Annotated in this window: 26 protein-coding genes; 12 read left to right on the top strand and 14 right to left on the bottom strand. The window is 59.3% G+C overall.

Annotation, left to right across the window (positions count from 1 at the left end):
- Window positions 1–191: 191 nt before the first annotated feature.
- The 12 genes from yjgA to BMZ63_RS01170 all read right to left on the bottom strand — a co-directional run bounded on the left by yjgA (window position 192) and on the right by BMZ63_RS01170 (window position 9,397).
- A complete protein-coding gene (gene yjgA, locus BMZ63_RS01225; protein WP_091700556.1) occupies window positions 192–719 on the bottom strand; it encodes a ribosome biogenesis factor YjgA in 528 nt (175 codons plus the stop codon).
- Between the two features lie 8 nt (window positions 720–727).
- Window positions 728–2,089, bottom strand: a complete 1,362-nt coding sequence (gene mgtE, locus BMZ63_RS01220) for a magnesium transporter (RefSeq protein ID WP_091700554.1) — start codon at window positions 2,087–2,089, stop codon at window positions 728–730.
- A 94-nt stretch (window positions 2,090–2,183) separates the two neighbouring features.
- Window positions 2,184–2,453: an HPr family phosphocarrier protein gene (locus tag BMZ63_RS01215; protein WP_091700552.1), complete on the bottom strand. Its 270-nt coding sequence runs from the start codon at window positions 2,451–2,453 to the stop codon at window positions 2,184–2,186.
- A 4-nt stretch (window positions 2,454–2,457) separates the two neighbouring features.
- Window positions 2,458–3,342, bottom strand: a complete 885-nt coding sequence (gene rapZ / locus BMZ63_RS01210) for an RNase adapter RapZ (RefSeq protein WP_091700550.1) — start codon at window positions 3,340–3,342, stop codon at window positions 2,458–2,460.
- A 27-nt stretch (window positions 3,343–3,369) separates the two neighbouring features.
- Window positions 3,370–3,840, bottom strand: a complete 471-nt coding sequence (ptsN, locus tag BMZ63_RS01205; protein WP_091700548.1) for a PTS IIA-like nitrogen regulatory protein PtsN — start codon at window positions 3,838–3,840, stop codon at window positions 3,370–3,372.
- Window positions 3,841–3,932: 92 nt separating this feature from the next.
- Window positions 3,933–4,241, bottom strand: coding sequence for a ribosome hibernation promoting factor (gene hpf, locus BMZ63_RS01200; RefSeq protein WP_091700545.1), 309 nt, complete (start codon window positions 4,239–4,241; stop codon window positions 3,933–3,935).
- 21 nt (window positions 4,242–4,262) lie between these two features.
- On the bottom strand, window positions 4,263–5,795 hold the full coding sequence (locus BMZ63_RS01195; protein ID WP_091700937.1) for an RNA polymerase factor sigma-54: 1,533 nt from the start codon (window positions 5,793–5,795) through the stop codon (window positions 4,263–4,265).
- A gap of 165 nt (window positions 5,796–5,960) precedes the next feature.
- Window positions 5,961–6,686 carry an LPS export ABC transporter ATP-binding protein gene (gene lptB / locus BMZ63_RS01190; protein ID WP_091700543.1) on the bottom strand — a complete coding sequence of 242 codons (726 nt, stop codon included), beginning with the start codon at window positions 6,684–6,686 and terminating at the stop codon, window positions 5,961–5,963.
- The gene (gene lptA / locus BMZ63_RS01185; RefSeq protein WP_091700542.1) at window positions 6,664–7,230 is read right to left on the bottom strand and encodes a lipopolysaccharide transport periplasmic protein LptA; all 567 of its coding nucleotides are present in this window, start codon (window positions 7,228–7,230) and stop codon (window positions 6,664–6,666) included. Before lptA ends, lptB begins: the two co-directional genes overlap by 23 nt.
- Window positions 7,214–7,816 (bottom strand): LPS export ABC transporter periplasmic protein LptC, encoded by a 603-nt coding sequence (lptC, locus tag BMZ63_RS01180; RefSeq protein WP_091700540.1) that lies wholly within the window; start codon window positions 7,814–7,816, stop codon window positions 7,214–7,216. The genes lptA and lptC overlap by 17 nt, the downstream gene beginning before the upstream one ends.
- Window positions 7,813–8,382 carry a KdsC family phosphatase gene (locus BMZ63_RS01175; protein ID WP_091700539.1) on the bottom strand — a complete coding sequence of 190 codons (570 nt, stop codon included), beginning with the start codon at window positions 8,380–8,382 and terminating at the stop codon, window positions 7,813–7,815. The genes lptC and BMZ63_RS01175 overlap by 4 nt, the downstream gene beginning before the upstream one ends.
- Before the next feature lie 25 nt (window positions 8,383–8,407).
- Window positions 8,408–9,397, bottom strand: coding sequence for a KpsF/GutQ family sugar-phosphate isomerase (locus BMZ63_RS01170; RefSeq protein WP_091700537.1), 990 nt, complete (start codon window positions 9,395–9,397; stop codon window positions 8,408–8,410).
- Between the two features lie 202 nt (window positions 9,398–9,599).
- Between BMZ63_RS01170 and BMZ63_RS01165 the strand changes: the two genes are divergently transcribed.
- From BMZ63_RS01165 to BMZ63_RS01110, 11 genes are all read left to right on the top strand, one after another.
- Window positions 9,600–10,412, top strand: a complete 813-nt coding sequence (locus BMZ63_RS01165; RefSeq protein WP_091700535.1) for an ABC transporter ATP-binding protein — start codon at window positions 9,600–9,602, stop codon at window positions 10,410–10,412.
- Window positions 10,409–11,191 carry a lipid asymmetry maintenance ABC transporter permease subunit MlaE gene (mlaE, locus tag BMZ63_RS01160; RefSeq protein ID WP_091700533.1) on the top strand — a complete coding sequence of 261 codons (783 nt, stop codon included), beginning with the start codon at window positions 10,409–10,411 and terminating at the stop codon, window positions 11,189–11,191. The genes BMZ63_RS01165 and mlaE overlap by 4 nt, the downstream gene beginning before the upstream one ends.
- A gap of 23 nt (window positions 11,192–11,214) precedes the next feature.
- The gene (gene mlaD / locus BMZ63_RS01155; protein WP_091700531.1) at window positions 11,215–11,664 is read left to right on the top strand and encodes an outer membrane lipid asymmetry maintenance protein MlaD; all 450 of its coding nucleotides are present in this window, start codon (window positions 11,215–11,217) and stop codon (window positions 11,662–11,664) included.
- A gap of 39 nt (window positions 11,665–11,703) precedes the next feature.
- Window positions 11,704–12,357, top strand: a complete 654-nt coding sequence (locus BMZ63_RS01150; protein ID WP_091700529.1) for an MlaC/ttg2D family ABC transporter substrate-binding protein — start codon at window positions 11,704–11,706, stop codon at window positions 12,355–12,357.
- On the top strand, window positions 12,354–12,671 hold the full coding sequence (locus BMZ63_RS01145) for an STAS domain-containing protein (protein ID WP_091700527.1): 318 nt from the start codon (window positions 12,354–12,356) through the stop codon (window positions 12,669–12,671). Before BMZ63_RS01150 ends, BMZ63_RS01145 begins: the two co-directional genes overlap by 4 nt.
- A gap of 60 nt (window positions 12,672–12,731) precedes the next feature.
- On the top strand, window positions 12,732–12,980 hold the full coding sequence (locus BMZ63_RS01140; protein WP_091700525.1) for a BolA family protein: 249 nt from the start codon (window positions 12,732–12,734) through the stop codon (window positions 12,978–12,980).
- Between the two features lie 20 nt (window positions 12,981–13,000).
- Window positions 13,001–14,263: a UDP-N-acetylglucosamine 1-carboxyvinyltransferase gene (murA, locus tag BMZ63_RS01135; protein ID WP_091700523.1), complete on the top strand. Its 1,263-nt coding sequence runs from the start codon at window positions 13,001–13,003 to the stop codon at window positions 14,261–14,263.
- 28 nt (window positions 14,264–14,291) lie between these two features.
- Window positions 14,292–14,939 (top strand): ATP phosphoribosyltransferase, encoded by a 648-nt coding sequence (gene hisG, locus BMZ63_RS01130; protein ID WP_091700521.1) that lies wholly within the window; start codon window positions 14,292–14,294, stop codon window positions 14,937–14,939.
- A gap of 364 nt (window positions 14,940–15,303) precedes the next feature.
- Entirely contained in the window at window positions 15,304–16,608 is a 1,305-nt protein-coding gene (gene hisD, locus BMZ63_RS01120) for a histidinol dehydrogenase (protein WP_091700519.1), read from the top strand.
- An 8-nt stretch (window positions 16,609–16,616) separates the two neighbouring features.
- The gene (gene hisC / locus BMZ63_RS01115) at window positions 16,617–17,678 is read left to right on the top strand and encodes a histidinol-phosphate transaminase (RefSeq protein WP_091700517.1); all 1,062 of its coding nucleotides are present in this window, start codon (window positions 16,617–16,619) and stop codon (window positions 17,676–17,678) included.
- Between the two features lie 222 nt (window positions 17,679–17,900).
- The gene (locus BMZ63_RS01110; RefSeq protein ID WP_091700935.1) at window positions 17,901–18,644 is read left to right on the top strand and encodes a Nif3-like dinuclear metal center hexameric protein; all 744 of its coding nucleotides are present in this window, start codon (window positions 17,901–17,903) and stop codon (window positions 18,642–18,644) included.
- A gap of 242 nt (window positions 18,645–18,886) precedes the next feature.
- Here BMZ63_RS01110 and BMZ63_RS01105 read toward each other — a convergent pair whose 3' ends face one another.
- Window positions 18,887–19,336, bottom strand: a complete 450-nt coding sequence (locus BMZ63_RS01105; RefSeq protein ID WP_091700515.1) for a Z-ring associated ZapG family protein — start codon at window positions 19,334–19,336, stop codon at window positions 18,887–18,889.
- Between the two features lie 229 nt (window positions 19,337–19,565).
- Here BMZ63_RS01105 and zapE point away from each other — a divergent pair, with 229 nt between their 5' ends.
- Window positions 19,566–20,663 (top strand): cell division protein ZapE, encoded by a 1,098-nt coding sequence (zapE, locus tag BMZ63_RS01100; RefSeq protein ID WP_227663689.1) that lies wholly within the window; start codon window positions 19,566–19,568, stop codon window positions 20,661–20,663.
- A gap of 191 nt (window positions 20,664–20,854) precedes the next feature.
- On the opposite strand, the gene BMZ63_RS01095 is transcribed toward zapE, so the two are convergent.
- On the bottom strand, window positions 20,855–21,748 hold the full coding sequence (locus tag BMZ63_RS01095) for an acyltransferase (RefSeq protein ID WP_091700511.1): 894 nt from the start codon (window positions 21,746–21,748) through the stop codon (window positions 20,855–20,857).
- Window positions 21,749–21,752 lie beyond the last annotated feature (4 nt).

Raw genomic sequence — 21,752 nt, 5'->3', positions numbered from 1 at the left:
ACAGGGAAGTATTTAAAGCGTGTCCTGGAAAGGTCTGCCCGACTGCTCGAACGCCAATCCGAGGTGGCGCCAGTGGGGTAACGCCTTCCAAAACACGCCGCGCGAGTACATCCCTGTAGGGCTTGACTGCAGCCATCCCTGGCTGCAGACAGTTTTGGAAGGCGTTACCCCACTGGCTCTTTGCTGTGGTGTTACTGTTCCGCTTCGTCCACCAACTCCCGCAAAGCCCGAAACAACTTCCGCGCCTGCCCCGTATTCTTCTGCTTCTCCACATCCCTGCGCGCATTACGCACCAGATTACGCAAATGCTGCACGTCGGCAACCGGACAATAATCGATAAACTCGCCCACCACCTTGTCGCCTTCCTCGATCATCCGGTCGCGCCAGCGCTCCGCCAGATGATGCCGGCGAGTATGCTCCTCACTGCCGGCAACAAACGCATCCAGCCCCCGCTCGATGGCCTCCGGGTCATTCTCGCTACGCAACACCTTGCCCACATAATGCAGATGCCGGCGACGGGCCTCGTGTTTGCGAATGCGGCGGGATTCCACAATGGCCGCCCGCAGGGTGTCACTGACAGGCAGGGCATCAAGCTGTTCATCGCTCAGATCCAGCATACGCTTGCCCACCTCCTGCAGCGCGTGCATTTCCCGTTTGATCTGGGATTTGCTGGGGCCAAGGTCTTCTTCGTTCAATGCGTCGTTGTGTTGGTCGGTCATGAAAAATCTCAGGCGTAGAAAATGGTGGCCAGCCCCAGAAACGCCATAAAGCCCACCACATCAGTCACCGTGGTGAGAATAACGCTTCCGGCCAGGGCTGGATCAATGTCCAGTTTTTTCAGAGTCAGGGGCAGCATGGTGCCGACAAACGCGGCGGCCAGCAGGTTAATCACCAGGGCGGCGGCAATGATCGCGCCGAGCATCATATCCTGGAACCAGATGGCGGCGGCAGTGGCCACCACCGCAGCCCAGAACAGGCCGTTCAGTGCCCCTACCACGAATTCCCGGTTCAGCAGCCAGCCCACGTTGGTGGCGCTGATCTGGCCCACCGCCATGCCCCGGATCACCAGGGTCAGAGTTTGACTGCCGGCGATGCCGCCCATGCTTGCGACAATAGGCATCAGCACGGCTAGAGCTACCACTTTGCTGATGGTTGCCTCGAACAGACCGATTACCGCCGAAGCAGTAAACGCGGTAATCAGATTAATACCCAGCCACACCGCACGCCGGCGAGTGGTTTTCCAGACCGGGGCAAAAGTGTCCTCGTCTTCATCCAGACCGGCCATGCTCATCAACGAGTGGTCCGCATCCTCGCGGATAACATCCACCACGTCATCGATGGTGATACGGCCCAGCAGCCGGTTTTCCTCGTTCACCACCGGCGCGGAAATCAGGTCATAGCGCTCGAACATGGTGGCGACCTGGCTGTCGGACATGGTCACCGGTATCGCCTCGATGTCCGTGTCCATGACCTCTCGCACCGTGGCGGCGGGGTTGGAGACCAGAATGCGGGTAATGGGCAGCACGCCAATGAATTCATCACGCCGGCTGACCACAATCAGGCTGTCGGTGGTCGGTGGCAGGTTCCGGTGCCGGCGCAGGTAACGGAGCACAACATCAATGCTGATGTCCGGCCGCACCGTGATGGTGTCGGTGTTCATCAGGCCGCCGGCGGTGTCCTCCGGGTAGGAGAGCACTTCCTCTACCCGCAGGCGATCCTGTTCGTCCATGGTGTCCAGCACTTCCTGGATCACCGTGTCCGGCAGCTGTTGCAGCAAGTCGGCCAGATCGTCCGACTCGAAATCCTCAATGATATCGGCCAGTTCCTGGGCGTTCAGCTGGCTCAGGAAATAGGCACGGATGTCATCGTTAAGGTACTGGAGAACCTCGCCCTCAAGGTCTTTCTCGACCAGGTTCCACAGCAAGGCCCGCTGACGGGGCGGGGAAGATTCCAGCAGGTGGGCGATATCACTGGGGCTCAGGCCGCCGTTCAGAATGCGCGAGACTTGCTTGAGTGCGCCGCTGTCGAGCGCTTCGCTCAGGGAGCGGAGCCGCTGTTTGGCCTGGCTTTTTTCCAGAATATCGGTCATGGAGCGTACCTGCTATCAGAAAACTCCCGCATTATAGCGGAGTTAGCCCACACAGGTCAGAAACGATTGTAGGTGAATGACGAAATCGGAGCGTTTACTCGCCCTCTCCGAAATAGTCGTCAATCAGGGCGGTCAGGGCATCGATGGCCGCCTGTTCATCGGGCCCGTCGGCCACCAGCTCCACTTCGGTGCCCTGGCTGGCGGCCAGCATCATCACCTGCATGATGTTCTTGGCGTCTACCTCGCGGCCCTTGCCCCGCAACTTCACCTCGCTGTCGAATTCCGAGGCGGTCGCCACCAGCTTGGCTGTGGCACGGGCGTGCAGGCCCAGTTTGTTGATGATGGTAATCGGACGGCAAAGCATGAATTCAGATTTCTCCGCGGGCCTGAAGGTGGGGCAGCTCGCTGTGGCGCACCTGCACATTACGGTAATGCTCGCGGAAATGCCGGCCCAGTTGTTCACAGACATAAACAGAACGGTGCTGGCCGCCGGTGCAGCCCACCGAAATGGTCATGTAGCTGCGGTTGCTGTCGGCAAAGGCCGGTAGCCAGTTGGTCAGCAGGCGGCTGATGTCGGCCACCATGTCGGCGGTGACCGGTTCCCGTTCGAGAAACTCGATGACCGGTTGGTCGGTGCCGGTGTACTTGCGCAGGCTGTGGTCCCAGTAGGGGTTGGGCAGGCAGCGCACGTCGAACACGTAGTCCGAGTCCATGGGCACGCCGTGCTTGTAGCCGAATGACTGGAACAGCAACGCCAGTTCCTGATCCTTGCGGCCCACCACCCGCTGTTTCACCATGTCGCGCAGCTCGTACATGGAAAGCCCGGTAGTGTTGATATACAGGTCCGCCAGTTTAGACAGCGGTTCAAGCAGGGCTTTTTCGCTTTCGATGGCTTCGCGCAGCGAGGTGTTTTCGTCGCTCAGGGGGTGCTTGCGACGGGTGGCGTGAAAACGCTGGAGCAGGGATTTTTCTGCCGCATCCAGGTAGACAATGTCCACCGAGGCACCGATGTCACGCAACTGGTTGTAAATCTGCTCGAAATTGGCCAGTTCGCCGGAGAGGTTGCGGGCGTCAATGCTGACGGCCATGCGCTTGAGCCGGCCGGGCGCTTCCTGGGTGGCCGCTTCCCGGGCCAGGGGCAGCAACAGGCCAATGGGCAGGTTGTCGATGCAGTAGAATCCAAGGTCTTCAAGCACGTGCAGGGCCGTACTCTTGCCCGACCCTGATCGGCCGCTGACGATAATCAGCTTCATGGCAGTCTCTCCTGTACAGCAAATACGTTACCGGTTGCCCTCGCGCATGGCGCGGTACAGCGATTCGCTGTCGGTACACTCACGCAACCGTTGGCAGAAGGCGCCATCGTTGAACTTTTCAGCCAGCTGGCTGAGCAGTTCCAGGTGTTCGCTGGTGGCCTCCTTGGGCACCACCAGGGCGAACGTCAGGTCAACCGGCTGGTTGTCGATGGCGTCGAAGTCCACCGGCTCGGCCAGCGTCATCAGCACGCCAATAACCCGGTCCAGCCCGTCCAGCCGGCAATGGGGGATGGCGATGCCCTGTCCGATGCCGGTGCTGCCAAGACGTTCGCGGGAAACCAGGCTGTTGAAAATGTCGGTTTCACTGAGGGTCTGGTCCTGGAAGTGAATGCGCTCGGCGATGTTCTCCAGAACGCGTTTCTTGCTGGACGCCGGCACCTGGCACAGTGTCAGCTCCGGCGCCAGAATGTTGTCGATGGTCAGGGAATTATCGCTCATGGATCGACTGCGTTTCCGTATAAAAAAAGGCTGCGGCTGGTTTTCCCCGCCGCAGCTCGATCAGTTGAAACAGCCGGTAAGCCGGTGTCTGTTCAGTGCTTGCCGTTGCCGTGTGCCCGGTCAACGTTCTTTTCCTTGTGCTTGAGGATCTGCCGGTCGAGCTTGTCAATCAAGCCGTCGATGGCCGCGTACATGTCCTCGTTTTCAGCCTTTGCATGAATTTCGCCGCCGACAACGTGCAGGGTGGCTTCCGCGATCTGGCGGACCTTTTCCACTTCCAGGGTGACCTGGCAGTTGCTGATGTGGTCAAAGTGACGCTCCAGCTTCTCGAACTTGGTGTTCACATAGTCTTTCAGTGCGGGAGTCAGTTCCACGTGGTGGCCTGAAATATTGATTTGCATTGGCGTCTCCTTGTTGGAATATCAAACCAGTCGTTTGCGTTCGTTAGAGGGAGGAATGTGCATTGCCTCCCGGTATTTGGCCACGGTACGCCGCGCCACATTAATGCCCTGCTCTTTAAGCATGGTCGCAATCTTGCTATCGCTCAACGGCTTTTTCGGGGTTTCATCGGCAATCAGTTTCCTGATCATCGCACGAATTGCCGTGGAGGAACATTCCCCGCCCTCGGCGGTGCTGACATGGCTGGAGAAAAAGTACTTCAGCTCGTAGATGCCTCGGGGTGTGTGCATGTATTTTTGCGTGGTCACCCGGGAGATGGTGGATTCGTGCATTTCCACCGCCTGGGCAATGTCCGAGAGAATCAGCGGTTTCATCTTCTCGTCGCCGTACTCCAGGAACTCCTGCTGGTGCTCAACAATTCGGGTGGCTACCTTCAGCAGGGTCTCGTTGCGGCTTTGCAGGCTCTTGATGAACCATTTGGCCTCCTGCAACTGGTCCCGCAGGTAGGTGTTGTCGGCGCTGCTGTCGGCCCGGCGAATCAGGCCCGCATAGCTGGCGTTGACCCGTATGCGCGGGGCAATTTCCGGGTTCAGTTCCACCCGCCAGCGGCCTTCGTGCTTGCGCACGATCACATCGGGAATGACGTAATCCGGCTCGGCCTGGTCAATCATGTCGCCCGGGCGAGGGTTCAGGCTGGTGATCAGCGCCAGCACTTCTTTTAACTGATCCTCTTTCAGCCGGCTGCGGCGCAGCAACTGGGCGTAGTCGCGGTTGCCCAGCAGGTTCAGGAACTGAGTGACCACCTGGCGGGCCTGGCGCAGCCAGGGGGTCTCCGGTGGCAGCTGGTTCAGCTGGATCAGCAGGCAGTCCTGCAGGTCCCGGGCGAATACGCCGGGCGGGTCGAAGTGTTGCAGGCGGTGCAGTACCGCTTCCACTTCATCCAGTTCCAGTGGGTCGTCGTCGGCGTCCTCGGCCAGGCCCGCATGGATGTCCTCGATGGTGGCGGTCAGGTATCCGCGATCATCCACGGCATCGAGCAGGGCATGGGCAATGGCCTTGTCCCGCTCGCTCATGGGCGTCAGGTTGAGTTGCCATTCCAGATGGTCCTGCAGGGTTTCGGTGGCGGAGTTGCGGGTTTCGAAGTCGTGGTCGTTGTCGTCATCGCCCTTGGGGGCGGGCGCCGGTGCGGACTGGTAGATGTCGTCCCAGGCGGTGTCGACCGGAAGATCATCGGGGATGTTGTCCGGGATGTCATTTTCCGAGGACCAGTCCGGGCCGTTTTCCGACTCGTCCCAGTCGCTGGCAGACTCAGCCGAGGCGGTATCGGCGGCGGTGGGCTCCTGATCGTTATCGGAGTCGCTGTTCTGCTCGTTACCCTCGGCGGTCTCGTTCTGTTCGTCGTCTTCTGAGGTTTCCAGCATGGGGTTGGATTCCAGGGCCTGCTGGATTTCCTGCTGCAGATCCAGCGTCGACAATTGCAGCAGCCGTATCGCCTGCTGCAACTGAGGCGTCATGGTCAGGCTCTGGCCCATCTTGAGCTGTAAAGACGCTTTCATAACCATGGCTAGGCATCCATAACTGATTGACATCCCAGCGAAAACGAACGATCCACGTTGCGCCTGGAGTTACACCGGGAAAAATGTAAGCAATTTTTCTGCCGAGTTTACTGCTTGCCGACCGGCAAAACAATCGGGCCTCGACTAAAGGCCAGCGTGAATGGGTTACAGATGGAATTCGTTGCCCAGGTACACCTCTTTCACCTGCTGGTTGGCCAGAATGGCTTCGGCGTTGCCGGAGGCGATGATATGGCCACCGGACACGATGTAGGCATTCTCGCAGATATCGAGGGTTTCACGCACGTTGTGATCGGTAATCAATACGCCGATACCTTTGTCCCGCAGGTGGCGGATGATGTGCTTGATATCGCTGACGGAGATGGGGTCCACCCCGGCGAACGGCTCGTCGAGCAGAATGAACGCCGGCTCCATGGCCAGTGCCCGGGCGATTTCCACCCGCCGACGCTCGCCACCAGACAGGGCCATGCCCAGGCTGTCGCGGATGTGAGTGATGTGGAATTCTTCCAGCAACTCCTCGAGCTTGGCTTCCCGGTCCGCCCGTTTGAGTTCTTTGCGGGTTTCCAGGATGGCCATGATGTTATCCCGCACGGTCAGCTTGCGGAATACCGATGCTTCCTGGGGCAGGTAGCCGATGCCCTTGCGGGCCCGCCCGTGCATGGGCAGGGGGGTGATGTCCTTGTTGTCGATGGTTACCCGGCCATGATCCGAGGGCACCAGGCCGACGATCATGTAAAAACAGGTGGTTTTGCCGGCGCCATTGGGCCCGAGCAGGCCAACAATTTCCCCGGAACGGATTTCCAGGGAGACATCGATCACCACTTTCTTTTGCTTGTAGCTTTTCGCCAGATTACTGGCCCTGAGAACTGCCATCAGAACCTGTCCCGTTGTCGGATTGCTCGGAATTGCGTGGCTGGATAACCATCTCCACCCGGCCGGAATCGCCTTCTTCGGTGCGTCCGCCCTCGGCCGTCACCACCCGGTGCGCGGTGTCGTAATGGATAATGTCACCCCGGAATTCGTTTTCGCCCTGTTCGATGCGGGCCTGTTTTTCCAGGGTGACAATGCTGTCCTCGGCGGACCAGGTGATGTTCAGGGCCCAGGCATCGGTGGCCTGTTCCTTGCCACGGGCGGGCTGATAGTAGTGGGCCGGCGAGCCCGTGGCGTCGATTCGCTGGATGCCCTGTTCGTTGCGCTGCAGCTCGACACGTTCAGCTTCCAGGATGGCTTCGCCCTGCACCAGTTGCACGTCACCGGTGTAAACGGCGGTGCCCTGGCTGTCGTCCAGCCGCGCGGAATCGGCGGTTACCCGGATGGGGTGGTCCGAGTCCGGATCAAATGCCGCGACCTGGCCGGTTGTGAATAACGCTGCCAGCAGGGCAGGCCAGAGAAGTAAGTGCTTACCTGAGGGTTTCATAACGCCCTTCCACCTGCGAGTTGAGTTCCAGTATGCGTTCGTCGATCCAGGCCTTCATGCCGGTGGCCCGGGTGGTGCCGTATGGCTCGTTGATGGTCACCGGTTGGTCGGTGTAGACCGTGCTGTCATTGTCGTTCAGGGTCAGCGCCTCTGTGGCCAGGGTGGTTTCGCCCGCCGGCGCGGTGCGAGTGACCAGTACGTTGCCGTTCAGGTGCAGCAACCCCCGTGCTTGCAGCAGGCTACCTTCATCCGCTTCGATTATCCACGGTTCCGGTGACTGTTCGCTGAAAACCCGGGCAATCGGTGCCTGCAGCTCGGCCCGGTTATCATTTTCGAACTGCTCTATGCGTGGGCTGGTCAGGCGAATCTCGAGCCTGCCCTGTTCATCAAAGGCCCGGTAATGACTGTCCACCACAAAACTGTCCGGCTCGGAGGGGCCGCGCAGTTGTTCCGCTTCCGGGTTGCCGGTATCGCGCTCTTCACTTTGCCACATCAGAAACAGGGTGGCGGCGATAACGGCAATCAGCGCCAGGGTTCTGGCCCAGGCGTCGGCGCTGGATCGGGGGATGAATACCTTGCGGATCATGGCTGTTCGGCCGTGTAGCGGGCCAGGGCGTGCCCCAACTGGCCCTGGGCCCAGAGGATCAGATCACAGGCCTCCCGTACCGCGCCTGCGCCGCCGGCGGCACGGGTGCAGTAATCGGCCTGCTGGCGCACCAGCCAGTAGCCGTTGGGCACGGTAATGCCCAGGCCGGCGAAGTTCAGCGCCGGTAAATCCGGCAGGTCGTCACCCATGTAGGCGATCTGCTCCGGACGCAGGTTCTTGTCGGCAATCAGCTCCAGCAAGGCGACTTTTTTATCTTCCCGGCCCTGCATCAGGTGGGGGATGCCCAGGTCGGCCATGCGTTTTTCGGTCAGCGGTGAGCGCCGGCCGGTGATCACCGCGACGGTAATGCCGGCGTTCATCAGTTGTTTCAGTCCCAGGCCGTCAAGAATGTTGAAGGCTTTGGTTTCATCGCCGCCTGCGCTGAAGTAAAGCTGACCGTCGCTCATGATGCCATCCACATCCAGGGCGATCAGGCGAATATTGGCGGCCTTCTCCAGCAGGTTGTGGTTCCAGTGTTCGGCCAGTGGCGGTGTCAGGGCGCTCATGTCGGATAACCTCTCGCAAAGCCTGTTAAATCACGCCGGCGCGTAGCAGGTCGTGCATGTTGATGGCGCCCACCAGACGGCCGTCACTGTCGGTGACCGGCAGGGCGTTGATCTTTAGCTCGTCCATCAGGTTCAGTGCCTCGGCAGCCAGATGGTCCGCCTCGATGGTGGTGCCCTTGCGGGTCATCACGTCCCGGATGGGCGTGGTGTGCACGTCGAGGGATTTGTCCAGGGTGCGGCGTAAATCGCCGTCAGTGAAAACGCCCACCAGGTTACCCTTGCTGTCCACGACTGTGGTCATGCCCAGGCCCTTGCGGCTGATCTCCAGCAGGGCGCCGCTCAGGGTGGTGTCTTCGGGTACCGAGGGAATCTGGTCACCGGTGTGCATGATGTCGGAAACATGCAGCAGCAGGCGCCGGCCCAGGCTGCCGCCGGGGTGAGAGAAAGCGAAATCCTCGGCGCTGAATCCCCGGGCTTCCAGCAGTGCCACCGCCAGAGCATCGCCCATCACCAGTGTGGCGGTGGTGCTGGAAGTGGGGGCCAGGCCCAGCGGACAGGCTTCGGTGGCGACGCTGACATCCAGGTTGGCCACGGCTTCGCGGGCCAGCACCGAGTCCGGGTTGCCGGTCATGCTGATCAGTGGTGCCCCCATCCGTTTGATCAGGGGGAGAATGGTGACGACTTCACCGGTGCTGCCGCTGTTGGAGATGGCAATCACCACGTCTTGTGAAGTGATCATGCCCATGTCGCCGTGGCTGGCTTCGCCCGGGTGGACAAAGAATGCCGGTGTCCCGGTGCTCGCCAGCGTGGCGGCAATCTTGTTGCCAATGTGCCCGGATTTGCCCATGCCGGTGACCACAACCCGCCCTTTGCAGGCCATAATGACCTCGCAGGCGCGGCTGAAATCACCGTTGATCCGGTGTTCAAGTGCTTCGATGGCTTCGCGCTCAATACGAATGGCGCGCAGCGCGGAGGCGCAAAAATCCCGGTTTGCCGGAGCGTTTGAATCTGTCATCTTGGCCGACTGTATGCTGGTTCCGTGAGGGAGGCCCGGAGAGACCCGGTGCCGGTGTCAGGGCGGCAGTATATCACTTCTGCCCGGCCGGATTCCCGTCGTGGCCAGTGAATCTGCATTGCAATATCGACATTTTATCATCGGGTAATTGAGCTTGGCCGGCGCTTGTCATACTGTAGCCGCTCCCCGGAAAGGATGGATTATGGAATCTTCTGCCTACATAACGTTGACGGATGTGGTGTTTTCCCGCTCCGGCCGGCGCATTTTCGATGGTGTGTCCCTGCAGATTCCCAGGGGGAAAATCACCGCGATCATGGGCCCGAGCGGGACTGGTAAAACCACCTTGCTCAAGCTCATTGGTGGCCAGCTCAAGCCGGATTCCGGCGAGGTGATGGTGGCCGGGCAGCCCGTCCCGAAGCTTAACCGCAAGACCCTGTACCGGTTGCGGGAGAAAATGGGCATGCTGTTCCAGAGCGGCGCGCTGTTTACGGACCTGAGTGTGTACGAGAACGTCGCCTTCCCGCTGCGCGAGCACACCCGCCTGCCGGAAGACATGATCCGCGATATCGTGTTGATGAAGCTAGAGGCCGTCGGCCTGCGTGGCGCCCGGGACCTGATGCCCGCCCAGCTGTCCGGAGGCATGACCCGGCGCGTGGCGCTGGCTCGCAGCATTGCCCTGGACCCGGAGCTGATCATGTATGACGAGCCGTTCACCGGGCAGGACCCGATCGCCATGGGTGTGCTGGTCAAGCTGATCCGGGACCTTAACAGCTCCATGGGGCTGACCAGCGTGCTGGTGTCCCACGATGTGCCCGAGTCCCTCAGTATCTGCCACTATGCCTGCATTGTTGCGGATGGCAAGGTGATTGGTGAGGGCACACCGGACCAGTTGCGTGAGCATCCGTCCGAGCGGGTTCAGCAGTTTCTGAATGGCCAGCCGGATGGCCCGGTGCCGTTTCATTACCCGGTGGCCGGCGCTGCTTCAGATTTTGGCCTGACAGGAGGTGGGGCATGACCGATAAACTCGCCGCCCTGGGCCGCCAGGGCATTGCGGTGGTCGCTTCCCTGGGCCGTTCCGGCCGGTTTCTGGCCGGTGTGTTGATGGGGGTGCCCCGGCCCATCAAGGGCTTTCCCCTGCTGGTGCAACAGTTGTATTCAGTCGGTGTACTGTCGCTGGCCATTGTGGTGGTATCCGGGCTCTTCATCGGTATGGTGCTGGCCTTGCAGGGCTACACCATTCTCAGTGATTTCGGTTCCGAATCGGCCATTGGCCAGATGATTGCGCTCACGCTGGTGCGGGAACTGGGGCCGGTGGTCACGGCGCTGTTGTTTGCCGGCCGGGCGGGGTCGGCGTTGACCGCCGAAATTGGCCTGATGAAAGCCACCGAGCAACTCTCCAGCATGGAAATGATGGGGGTGGACCCGCTGCGCCGGGTGATAGCGCCCCGGCTGTGGGCCGGCTTTATCGCCATGCCGGTGCTGGCGGTGATTTTCACCGTCGTGGGTATCTGGGGTGGCATGCTGGTGGGCGTGGAATGGCTGGGCGTGTTTGACGGTGCCTACTGGGGCAACATGCAAAGCTCGGTGGACTTCGTTGATGACGTACTCAACGGGCTGGTCAAGAGCGTGGTATTCGGGTTTGTCTGTGCCTGGATTGCGGTGTACCAGGGGTATGATTGCCTGCCGACCTCGGCCGGCATCAGTTCGGCCACCACCAAAACCGTTGTCTACTCATCATTGGCGGTGCTGGGGCTGGATTTCGCGCTGACCGCCGTTATGTTTGGTGATTTCTGACCAAGTTATTCAGGGAGCCTGCCATGGGCAACAGAAGTATTGAAGTGATCGTCGGTCTGTTCATGATTGCCGGGTTGGCCGCGTTGTTATTCCTGGCGCTGCAGGTCAGCGGCCTGTCGCCGCAGGCCACCAGCGACCGCTACACGCTGTATGCCAACTTCAACGATTCCGGTGGTCTGGCACCCCGGAGCCGGGTGGCCATGGCCGGTGTGACCATCGGCACCATTGAATCGGTGACGCTCGACAAGGAAACCTTCCAGGCGAGGGTGAAAATGGCCATTGATGCGGACGTTGACAACATCCCCGCTGACAGTGCCGCCGTCATCCGCACATCCGGATTGCTGGGTGACCAGTATATTGATGTTTCGGTGGGCGGTGATATGGAGTCGCTGCAACCGGGTGATACCTTTTATTCGACCCAGTCGGCCATGAATCTGGAGCGGCTGATCAGTAACTTTGCTTCCGGCCGATGAGGCAGAACGGAACCGGACAACCTGACCAAGGAGACCAACATGCGCGCACTTAAAGCACGAGTTTTACTGATTCTGGCCATGCTGGTGCTGGCCGCCGGCCAGGCCCGCGCCAGCGCCGAAGAAGAGTTGCGGGTGTATGTGGATGAAAATACCCAGAAACTGGTTCAAAAGCTGACCGAAGAAAAGGGCCTGTTCGAGGAAGATCCTCAGGCCTTTTACCGGTTAATGGAAGAAACCCTGGACGAGTTCGTTGATTTCCGCCGCATCGCCGCCCGGGTGATGGGCCGCTATGCCCGCCAGACCACGCCGGAACAGCGTGACGATTTTGTCGAACGCTTCAAACGCAGCCTGTTCGACGCTTACGCCCAGGCGCTGGTGGAATCCGATAACTTTGAAATGGCGGTGCAGGACGTGGAGATCCTGCCAGACAACAGTAACCGCGCTTCGGTGCAGATGCAGCTGACGTCCTCGGACGGCAATCGCTACGCCATCACCTATTCCATGTACAAGACCGGTGAAGGTCGCTGGCTGATGGAGAATGTGATTGTTGAAGGGGTCAATATTGGTCTGGCATTCCGGGACCGCTTCGCCCAGGAGATGGAGCAGAACCGTGGTCAGATTCAGACCGTGATTGATGGCTGGGGCGATGCGGTGGAATCGCTCAACCTGGAAAAGGAAATGGACGAATCATGAGTAGCCCGGCCCCCCGGGTAACACTCGATGGCCAGGTGTTGACGGTGTCCGGCGAGGTGGATGCCGACAACGTTATGCCCCTGCGCGCCGAGGGTGAGCGCCTGATTCGCCAGGCGAGCGGCGCCCTGGTTGTCGACCTCTCCGGCCTGGCAACCGCCCACAGCGCGGTGCTTTCCATGCTGCTGTGCTGGCAGCGACTGGCTGGCCGCCATCAGCGCCAGTTGACGTTCCGGGGAGCCGGCCAGCGGCTGGTCTCCCTGGCCGCGCTCAGCAATCTGGATGACCAGATCCCCGGATTTGCATCACACGGCTGACCGCCGCCCCCGAATTGGGTACAATTCCGCCCCTGATTTCAAGACATTTGAGGATTTCCTATGGACGCCGCCCAGGTTACCGAACTGGTCAAAGAAGCCTTCCCTGACTGCCAGGTTGAGGCACAGGTCGATGGCAGCCATTACATGGTCGTGGTTGTGGGTGACGTGTTTGAAGGTCTGCCCACCATCAAACGGCAGCAAATGATCAACAAGGCGCTGTTCCAGTATGTGATGGACGGCACCATTCACGCTCTGCACCCCAAAGCCTTCACCCCGAGCGAGTGGGCCGAGCGACAGGCCAACGCCTGAACCGAACAGGACAGATTATTGTGGATAAACTTCTGATCAGGGGCCGCCGGCCCCTGGATGGCGAAATCCGTATTTCCGGCGCCAAAAACGCGGCCCTGCCGATTCTGGCGGCCACCTTGCTGGCGGATGAACCGGTCAGTATCGGCAACCTGCCGCACCTGAACGACGTCACCACCATGATCGAGCTGCTCGGGCGCATGGGCGTTGAGCTGATGGTGGACGAAAAAATGTCGGTGGAAGTACACGCCAACACCATCAAGCACTTCCACGCGCCTTACGAGCTGGTGAAAACCATGCGCGCCTCCATCCTGGTGCTGGGCCCGCTGGTGGCGCATTTTGGTGAAGCGCAGGTATCCCTGCCTGGTGGCTGTGCCATCGGCACCCGGCCGGTGAATCTGCACATCCATGGACTGGAAATGATGGGCGCGGAAATCACCGTTGAGAATGGTTACATCAACGCCAAGACCAATGGACGCCTGAAAGGTGCGCACATTTTCCTGGATACGGTGACCGTGACCGGCACCGAAAACCTGCTGATGGCCGCCACCCTGGCCGAGGGCAAAACCATTTTGGAAAACGCCGCCCGCGAACCGGAAATCGTGGATCTGGCCGAGTGCCTGATTGCCATGGGCGCGGACATCAAGGGCCATGGTACCGCCACCATTGAAATCAATGGGGTAGAGCGCCTGCACGGCTGCCACCACGAAGTACTGCCGGACCGGATTGAAACCGGCACCTATCTGGTGGCCGCGGCCGCCACCGGTGGCCGGGTGAAACTGAAAGACACCCGCGAAGACATTCTGGAAGCGGTCCTGCTGAAACTGGAGGAAGCCGGCGCCCACATCACCACCGGCCCGGACTGGATCGAGCTGGACATGAAAGGCCGGCGCCCGAAAGCCGTGAGCCTGCGTACCGCACCATACCCGGCTTTCCCGACCGACATGCAGGCCCAGTTCGCGGCCATGAACACCGTGGCCGAGGGCAGTGGCACCATCGTGGAAACGGTTTTTGAAAACCGCTTCATGCACCTGCAGGAGCTGATCCGCATGGGCGCCGATATTACCCTGGAGGGTAACGCGGCCATCATAAAAGGCGTGGATCATCTGACCGGTGCCCCGGTCATGGCCACCGACCTGCGCGCTTCAGCCAGCCTGGTCATCGCCGGCCTGGTAGCCGACGGCGACACCATCGTGGACCGTATTTACCACATTGACCGCGGCTACGAGTGTATTGAAGAGAAATTGCAGCTGCTGGGCGCCAGTATCCGCCGCCTGCCTGCGTAAACCGACAAACGGGAACCCGGAAAGACCCATGACAGACACGATTACCATTGCCTTGTCGAAGGGACGCATCCTCGAAGAAACCCTGCCGTTGCTGGCCGAAGCCGGCATCGAGCTGGTCGACGACGTGAAAAAGTCCCGCAAACTGGTGTTCCCGACCACCGATCCGAACGTGCGTATCCTGATTATTCGCGCCACAGATGTGCCGACTTATGTGCAATATGGCGGTGCCGATCTGGGCGTAACCGGCAAAGACGTATTGATGGAACACGGCGGTGAAGGCCTGTACGAGCCGCTGGACCTGAACATCTCCCGCTGCAAGCTGATGACCGCCGGCAAGAAAGGCGTCAATCCGCCGGCCGGCCGGATCCGGGTGGCCACAAAGTTCGTAAATCTTGCCCGCCGCTATTACGCGGCCCAGGGCCGGCAGGCGGACATCATCAAGCTTTACGGGGCGATGGAGCTGGCGCCGATTTTGAATCTGGCGGATGAGATTGTCGATATTGTGGATACCGGCAATACCTTGAAGGCCAATGGTCTTGAGCCTCGGGAACTTATTGATTACATCAGTAGTCGACTGGTGGTGAATCGTGCTTCGATGAAGATGAAGCATGAGCAGATTAATCCGATTATCGAGAAGATGGCGGCTGCAGTCGAAAAACGGCGGACCCCGGAGTAAGGCTTCCCGTTTGGTTTGGGTGCTGTCAGCCCTTGGGTAGGCCTTTCCAAAAACCGCTACAAGCACATCCATGTGCGCTTATTTCGGGCCATCCTTGGCCCTCAAAATTTTTGGAAAGGCCTACCCAAGGGCTTTTGCCGACTCTGTAGCTCAGACGCTGTCAGGGAGGGCCTTCCAAAAATTTGCGGAGCCATGGATGGCGGAGCATAAGCGCCACATGGACGTGCCGCAGGAGCGCTTTTTGGAAGGTCCTCCCTGACGGCGGCTACTCCCAGAGTAATAGGCATCTTGGCAGTATTCCGAAAGTGCCGGCGGACAAACCGGCACACTTTTAAGCAAACAATCCACATGCAGGATTAAAGTTATGACCGACAAGATCACCAGACTGAATGCCTCCCAGAGCGACTTTGACAGTGCGCTGGCCAAGCTGCTGGCGTGGGATGACAGTGTTGACCATCAGGTGAACGAGTCGGTGCGGCATATCCTGCATGAAGTGAAAACCCGTGGCGATGCGGCGGTGATGGAATTCACCGAGAAATTCGATCGGCTGAAAGTCAGCTCCATGGCCGAGCTGGAAATCAGCCAGGACCGGCTGCAGGCTGCCCTGGAGAAGATTCCCCAGGACCAGCGTGAAGGCCTGGAGAAAGCCGCCGAGCGCATTCGGGACTACCACGAACGGCAGAACCAGCAGTCCTGGCAATACGAAGACGAAGACGGCACCGTGCTGGGCCAGAAAGTGACGCCGCTGGACCGGGCCGGTTTGTACGTGCCGGGTGGCAAGGCCGCGTACCCGTCGTCTGTATTGATGAACGCGATTCCGGCCAAGGTGGCCGGTGTGAGCCAGCTGATCATGGTGGTGCCAACGCCTGATGGCGTGGTGAACGACATGGTGCTGGCGGCGGCCGCCATCGCCGGTGTGGATCGCGTCTTTGCCCTGGGTGGTGCCCAGGCTGTGGGTGCGCTGGCGTATGGTACAGAGACCGTGCCGGCCGTGGATAAAATCGTTGGCCCGGGCAACATCTTTGTGGCCACGGCCAAGCGTGAAGTCTTCGGGGTGGTCGGCATCGACATGATCGCAGGCCCGTCTGAAATCCTGGTGATCTGCGACGGCAACACCGACCCGGACTGGATCGCCATGGACCTGTTCTCCCAGGCCGAGCACGACGAGCAGGCGCAAAGCATTCTGGTCAGCCCGGACGGGGATTTCCTCGATGCCGTGGAAGCCAGCATCAACAAACTGCTGCCGACCATGGAGCGCGAAGACATGATACGCACCTCCATGACCAGCCGTGGCGCCTTGATCCAGGTGGCCGACCTGAAGGAAGCCGCCGAGGTATCCAACCGGGTGGCTCCTGAGCACCTGGAGCTGTCGGTGGAAGACCCGCAGGCCATGCTGGACGACATCCGCCACGCCGGCGCCATCTTCATGGGCCGCCACACCGCCGAGGCTCTCGGCGACTACTGCGCCGGCCCGAATCACGTACTGCCCACCAGCGGCACCGCAAGGTTCAGCTCGCCGCTGGGCGTGTACGATTTCCAGAAGCGTTCGTCCCTGATCGGCTTCAGTCCCGAAGGTGCCGACCGCATGGGCCGTGTGGCATCCGTGCTGGCCCGTGGCGAAGGCCTGACTGCGCATGCGCGTTCTGCCGAATACCGTATTAAAGATTGAGGCTTTAAATGAGCAAATACTGGAGTTCCCTGGTTGAGAACCTGAAGCCGTACGTGCCGGGTGAACAGCCAAAAATGGCCAACCTGGTGAAGCTGAACACCAACGAAAACCCGTTCGGCCCCTCGCCGAAGGTCATCGAAGCCATCCAGAAAGAGCTGAACGACAACCTTCGCCTGTACCCGGACCCCGAAAGCAAGGCGCTCAAAGAAGCCATCGCCCATTACTACACCGACCACGGCATCAAACCAAAGCAGGTGTTTGTCGGCAATGGCTCGGACGAAGTACTGGCTCACATCTTTCAGGGCCTGCTGAAACAGGACAAGCCCATCCTGTTTCCGGACATCACCTACAGCTTTTACCCGGTGTACTGCAGCCTGTATCAGGTGGAAAGCGAAACCATCCCGCTGACCGACAGCTTCGAAATTGACCCGGCGGACTATAAACGCCCGAACGGCGGCATTATATTCCCGAACCCGAACGCCCCCACCGGCCGTTTCATGGTGCTGCAGCACGTGGTTGAAATCCTCGAGGCCAACCCGGACAGCGTAGTGGTGGTCGACGAAGCCTACGTCGACTTCGGCGGCGAGACGGCTATTACCCTGGTGAACGACTACCCGAATCTGGTCGTCAGCCAGACCCTGTCCAAGGCCCGCTCCCTGGCCGGCTTGCGGGTGGGCTTCGCGGTGGCTGATGAAGAACTGATTGAAGCCCTGAACCGGGTCAAAGACAGCTTCAATTCCTACCCACTGGACCGCCTGGCCCTTGTGGGTGCCGTCGCAGCATTCGAGGACAACCAGTGGTTTGAAGACTCCTGCAACGGAGTGATCAACGAACGCGAACGTCTTACAGAAAAGCTGGAAGAGCTTGGCTTTGAAGTTCTGCCGTCGAAAGCCAACTTCGTGTTCACACGGCACAAGGAAAAAGCCGGTGCGGATATCGCAGCTAGCCTGAGAGAGCAGGGCATCATCGTCCGCCACTTCGACAAGCCACGGATCAGTGACTTCCTGCGTATCACGATAGGCACCTCTGATCAGAACAATTCCTTGATCAAAGCCTTGTCTGAACTCTAGGCTACTGAGAAGTCCGAGCAAGGTTCTGGCGCTTCGGCTTGAGAGTGGCTGCGGGGCGGGGATGGGTTTCCGAAAACCGCTACAAGCACATCCATGTGCGCTTATTTCGGGCCATCCCTGGCCCTCAAAATTTTCGGAAACCCATCCCCGCCCCTTGCTATTGCACCTCATTGCGCGCCAGAACCGCCCCATACCTTCATAAACATGGCGGAGGCAACCACCATGGCAAACCGCAAAGAAATCCTCGCAAAAATCACCGAATGGCTGGAACCCGAAAACTTCCAGGACTACGCCCCAAACGGCCTGCAAGTCGAAGGCAAAGAAGACGTTAACACCATCATCACCGGCGTCACCGCCTCCCAGGCATTGCTCGACGAAGCCATCAAACGCAACGCCGACATGATTCTGGTACACCATGGCTACTTCTGGAAAGGCGAGGACCAGTGCATCCGGGGCATGAAGAAGAACCGCATCAAGCAGTTGCTGGAAAACGACATCAACCTCGTCGCCTACCACCTGCCGCTGGATGACCACCCGGAATACGGAAATAACCGGCAGCTGGCTGACGTACTCGAAATCCAGAATCCCAAGCCACTAGGCGGGCTGGTGTGGCAGGGCAAGCTTAAAGAATCCATGAGCCCGGAGAAGTTCGGCTTGCACATCGCCCGGGCCCTGCACCGAAACCCGCTGCATGTCGGTGAGGGTAAAGACACCATCGAAACCGTTGCCTGGTGCACCGGCGCTGCCCAGGGCTTCATCAACATGGCCATCGAAGCCGATGTGGATGCGTATCTTTCAGGCGAAATCTCCGAACCCACCACCCACACCGCCCGGGAATGCCGCATCCACTATTACGCCGCCGGCCACCACGCTACTGAGCGCTACGGTGTACAGGCTCTGGGGGAAGCTCTGGCAAAGGAGTTTGGAGTGAGCCACCAGTTCATCGACTGTGATAATCCGGTGTAATGTAAGGGCAGGCGGTGAATCATTAAGATCAGCCGGGTTGGCAGGGCCCTTCACAAAAATTTTGAGGCCATGGGTGGCTTGATATAGCGCACGACCGCCATGGATGGCGGAAGTGCAGATTTTGCAGGAGCAAAAATCTGCCAGGGATGTGCTCGTAGCGGTTTTTGGAAAGGCCTTCCTGGCCTGGCCTCCCCCACACTCAACAGGCTCGCAAGAGAGGCCAGCACCCAACCCAAACTAAATCAGGCAGACTCCTTCCGAGCCTTGGCCTTCTCCTTATCCAGTCCATAATCCTCGGCCAGCATGCCAGAATCATCCAGCTCAGACTTCGGCGCATAATCCCGGGGTGGCTCCGAAGGCGCTTCATCCTCAGAGTGACTCAGCCGGCCAGAAGACTGCTGCTCCAACTCATCCAGCCACTCATCATCATTACACAGCCGATTCGCCCCGCGTGCCATATGCTGATTCACATCGTGGTATACATCATTAAACCGACGCAGCAAATGCGCAGACTCCATGAAATGCTCATTCACCTGAGCCTGATAGCGCGTAAATTCTCCTCGCAACTCATCAATCTGCTGCTCCGCACGGCGCTGACGCAGATTCGCGCCCTGGCCCGAACGGCCCACCAGAACACCAATGATAAGCCCCACCACCAGCGCGGCAGCCGCCGCCAGAATCAGGTTCGTCATAGAAAAATCGTCCTTTATTGCCCGCAATTGAGGAAACCTTAAGATCAGTATAACGCCCCCTGACGTATCATCCCATGGCTAAACCGGTCGCCAATCGTCGTATGGCCGAAAAAGCTCCAAAATGTGGAGAAAAAGCCCGAAATAAGTAACAATACGCAGCTCAAATTTCCAACCAACAGCCGGGAAAACCCAGATGACAGAAGCCATGTCCTCCGAAACCGAAGCGAACCTGAGCCCCTGGGAGCGTTACCAACAGGACCTTGAACGCCCGGACTTTGCGAAGGACCCGGCCCAGGAAGACGCCGTGCAGCGCCTGCAGGCTCTTTACGAAAAACTGGTGGAAGCGGAAAACCAGCGCGACAGCCTGGCCACAAAGCTGAAACTCAAGCTCAATGGTGGCAAGGAAACCCCCGTCAAAGGGCTGTACTTCTGGGGTGGCGTTGGCCGGGGCAAAACCTACCTCATGGACACTTTCTATGAGGCCCTGCCGTTCGACCGCAAAATGCGCGTGCACTTCCACCGTTTCATGCAGCGCGTACATAACGAACTCAAGGCCCTGAAGGGCGAGAAAAACCCGCTCGACCAGGTGGCGAAAAAATTCGCCGATGAAACCCGGGTTATCTGCTTCGACGAATTCTTCGTCTCCGACATCGGCGACGCCATGATCCTGGCCACGCTGATGGACGGCCTGTTCAGCCGTGGCGTCACGCTGGTGTGTACCTCCAACATCGTGCCCGACGGCCTCTACAAGGACGGCCTGCAGCGTGCCCGCTTTTTGCCGGCGATTGATCTGGTGAAGAAACACACCGATGTGGTGAACGTGGATGGTGGCGTGGACTACCGCCTGCGAACGCTGGAGCAGGCCGAGCTGTACCACAGCCCGCTGGATGAAGACGCTGATATCAGCCTGCGCAAGAGTTTTGACGGCCTGGCGGTGGAATGCGCCGCCCATGATGCAACGATTGAAATCAACGGCCGTAACATTCCGGCCCTGGCTCACGCAGACGATGTGGTCTGGTTTGATTTCAAGGCCGTGTGTGATGGCCCTCGCAGCCAGAACGACTACATCGAACTGGCTCGCCAGTTCCATGCGATTATCGTCAGCAACGTGCCGGTTCTGGGCACCCACAACGACGACCAGGCACGGCGTTTCATCAACATGATTGACGAGTTCTACGACCGCAACGTGAAAGTGATCATCTCGGCCGAGGCCCCGATTACCGAACTATACTCCGGGGGTCGACTGAGCTTTGAATTCGAACGCACCGAATCGCGGTTGCTGGAAATGCAGTCCCAGGAATATCTCGAGGCGCCGCATAAGCCTTGAAGGCTTATGTCTTTTTATCCCCCTCTCCCCCGGCCCCTCCCCCTCCAGGGGGGAGGGGAGTTTTGGCTTCCATGTTAGCGGGCTACATTCCCTCTCCCCTTGTGGGAGGGGAGTTTTGGCTTCCATGTTAGCGGGTTACATTCCCTCTCCCCTTGTGGGAGAGGGCCAGGGAGAGGGGGATAAAAAGCTGGTTAACCCTTTAACAGCTCCTCAATACGCTCATCCTTCTCTGCCCACAAACCACTCACCCAGCGCTGAAACTCCACCCGCACCTCCCGGTTGTTCTCGTAATCCATTCCCAGGAAATGCGCTGGCACCTCGTGCACTTTCACGTCAATCACGATCTTGCGTACCTTGCCGCTCAGATAATCCCAGATGCCGGGCCGGCCATCGGGGTACACGATGGTGACATCCAGCATGGTGTGGATCATCTCGCCCATGGCGCTGAACACAAACGCCGTGCCCCCGGCCTTGGGCTTGAGCAGGTACTTGTAGGGCGAGTTCTGCCGCCGGTGTTTCTCCGGGGTGAAACGGGTGCCTTCCATGAAATTGAAAATGGTCACCGGCATATAACGGAACTTCTCACAGGCGCGGCGGGTGGCTTCGGTGTCCTTGCCTTTCAGTGCCGGATTTTTCGCGATCTGCTCCTTGGTGTGCCGGTGCATGAACGGGAAATCGAGCGCCCACCAGGCAATACCCAGCAGCGGCACGTACAGCAGCTGTTTTTTCAGGAAGAACTTCAGCAGTGGAATCTCGCTGTTCAGCACGTACTGGATAGCGGGAATGTCCGCCCAGCTCTGATGGTTGCATGTAACAAAGTACCACTGGTTGCGACTCAACCCCTCCACGCCGCGAATGTCCCACTCCACCTTGTGGAACACCTTCATCAGCACATTATTGAATCCGATCCAGTAGCGGGCGATGGCGTTGAGAATGGCCGAGCACAGTTTGCGAACGGCGGTAACCGGCACCAGCAGCTTGATGATCCCCAGCAATAACAGGAAAGGGAACAGCACCAGTGTATTGAGCAGAATCAGCACCACCACCAGGGCGCCTTTTATGGGAGAGGGCAGAAAATCAAGCATGTCT

It is taken from the genome of Marinobacter persicus (genome assembly GCF_900114155.1).
GTDB lineage: Bacteria > Pseudomonadota > Gammaproteobacteria > Pseudomonadales > Oleiphilaceae > Marinobacter > Marinobacter persicus.
Note: the sequence above shows the minus strand (reverse complement) of the source record. Positions and strands in the feature narration are given on the sequence as shown.